A 2,070-nucleotide genomic window follows, 5' to 3' on the forward strand; every position below is an offset into this window, starting at 1 on the left:
GAAATATCGTAGAAATGATCTCCACGTCGGAACGATGACCCTCGGAACTTAGAGACAGTGACCATCCGGCTCTCAGAAGTTACATCAAGAGAAATGACAGTATCAACAAGAAATTGGATATCATAGTCTTTGATTGGCCCCCCAGATTGAGACGTTAACATGCCCATCGCGCCAATTTCTTTGAGATAATCAAGGAGACCAAGGATTCCAGACCGGAATTGCCGCTCGTCAGTTGTAAGATGCCTGAATTCTGTGATTGGGTCCAGTAACACGCGATCTGGTTCAATCTCATCAATCTTCTCACGGAGTTCCGCGATGAAGTCCGGCTGTTCGACTTCCGCTGACTCAAAGACGCTGTAGGAGTTACGCTCTGAGAACTGTTCTTCTGTCGGCGAAATATTATGGAAGTGAATTTGCTCGGTATGAAGATCGAATGCATCAGCGGTTTCTTCAACGTACGCCTGCGGCTCACCCATGTTGACGTATAGAGACGTCTCGCCGGCGTCTATCCCCGCTGAAAGAAAGTGTAAGCCGAAAATTGTCTTCCCTGAACCAGGCGACCCGCGTATAAGCACGTTTCGCGGATGAATAAGACCGCCATCTAATATATCGTCTAACCCACTAATACCCGTAGACAATCGCTGACCTGTCATAATAGCATATTACACTTAGTATTCAAGTAGTTTGTTGCTGTGACCGTGCGCTAGTCTTGTCTTTTATAGGCGGACAAAGCGAATACCCCGAGGCGATTCACTTTCTCCACCAAAGTCCAGAACTCACTCTACAACTTCGAGACCAGTAAATTCGAACCGTGTACCACCCTGTTCACTCTCGGCCACAGTAATCTCCCACTCGTAAGTGCTGGCAATTTGCTCGACGATCCGCAGGCCGAAGCCGGTCCCCTCCTCATTGGTCGAGTAGCCCGCCTCAAAGATTTCCTCGCGGTCACTCCCTGGGATACCGGTTCCGGTATCCGCCACGTAGAAGCCGTTCTCTACTGTACCGACGGATACTGTCACGTTTTCGTCGTTATGTTCGACTGCGTTACGATAGAGATTCTCAAATAGTTGCTGAAGACGGCTCTGATCGGCCTTGACAACCTGAGAGACATTAGTTTCGAGTGCTGCCTGTCCCGTACCAACGGTTTGCCAACTGTCCTTGGCTATGTCGGCAAGTCCAACTGGTTCGGGCTCATCAATCTTCTCACCCTCTCGTGCCAGTGTTAGTAAGTCTTCTATGAGCGCGCCGATCCGATCGAGTGCCTGGGCAACACCCTCAATGTGGTCACTCTCGCACTCCTCACGAATCAGTTCTAACCGTCCGATAGCCACTTGAAGCGGATTTCTTAAATCGTGGCTGACAATGCTGGCAAACCCCTCAAGTCGCTCGTTCTGACGTTCGAGTTCCCGTTTGTTCTCGACTTCCTCGGTGACATTCTGTGAGACTGCCATCACGTACTCGATCTCATTGTTGTTGGTCCGAACAGGGGCGGTCTGAATTCGGTATTGCCTGCCCCCGTACTCCTGTCCGAACGTGCTGGCATTCCCATTCAGCGTTTCCTCGTAATAGTGACAGAGTTCATTCGCGATGTCTTCTGGGAACAGATCGTGTGATTTCCGACCCTCGATATCGTCGGGAGGTAGGCCAATGTTGCCCAGTTCTCTGCCACCGGCGCGTACGTATTCGAGATCCGTGTTGATGAGGAATACCGCACCGTCCGGGAAATTCTTGGCTAGTGTCTCGTACTGGTTTTTTAACTCCTGTAACTCCTGTTCACGTTTTTTCCGCTGGGTCACATCTCGGAGTGTTCCAACTGAGCCGTTGAATTGGTCGCCTCCGTACGGGAGAACGCCCATTTGATCTTCACAGACAATCGGGTCACCCTCCCGCGGGTACACCGTCACTTCGAATGTGAGCGTTTCCGGGCCATCACTTGACAACAACCGTCCCAACTGGTGTTCTGCCTGTTCGACAGCCTCCTCGTCTTTGATGAGCGACGGTGTGTTCCCAAAGATAGTTTCCCGGTCGTAGCCGACTAACTTGACGAACTCGTCGTTGACGTAGGTGAAT

General features: G+C 50.9%; 2 protein-coding genes. Both read right to left on the bottom strand.

What is annotated here, in order from left to right; translation table 11 throughout:
- Positions 1 to 653: ATPase domain-containing protein (locus tag EXE42_RS15220; RefSeq protein WP_275938235.1), on the bottom strand; the 653-nt coding region annotated here is incomplete at its 3' end.
- A 123-nt stretch (positions 654 to 776) separates the two neighbouring features.
- Positions 777 to 2,070 (bottom strand): PAS domain-containing sensor histidine kinase (locus EXE42_RS15225; protein WP_199240768.1); only part of this gene is annotated, 1,294 nt, incomplete at its 5' end.

It is taken from the genome of Halorubrum sp. SP3 (assembly GCF_005435195.1).
Lineage (GTDB): Archaea > Halobacteriota > Halobacteria > Halobacteriales > Haloferacaceae > Halorubrum > Halorubrum sodomense.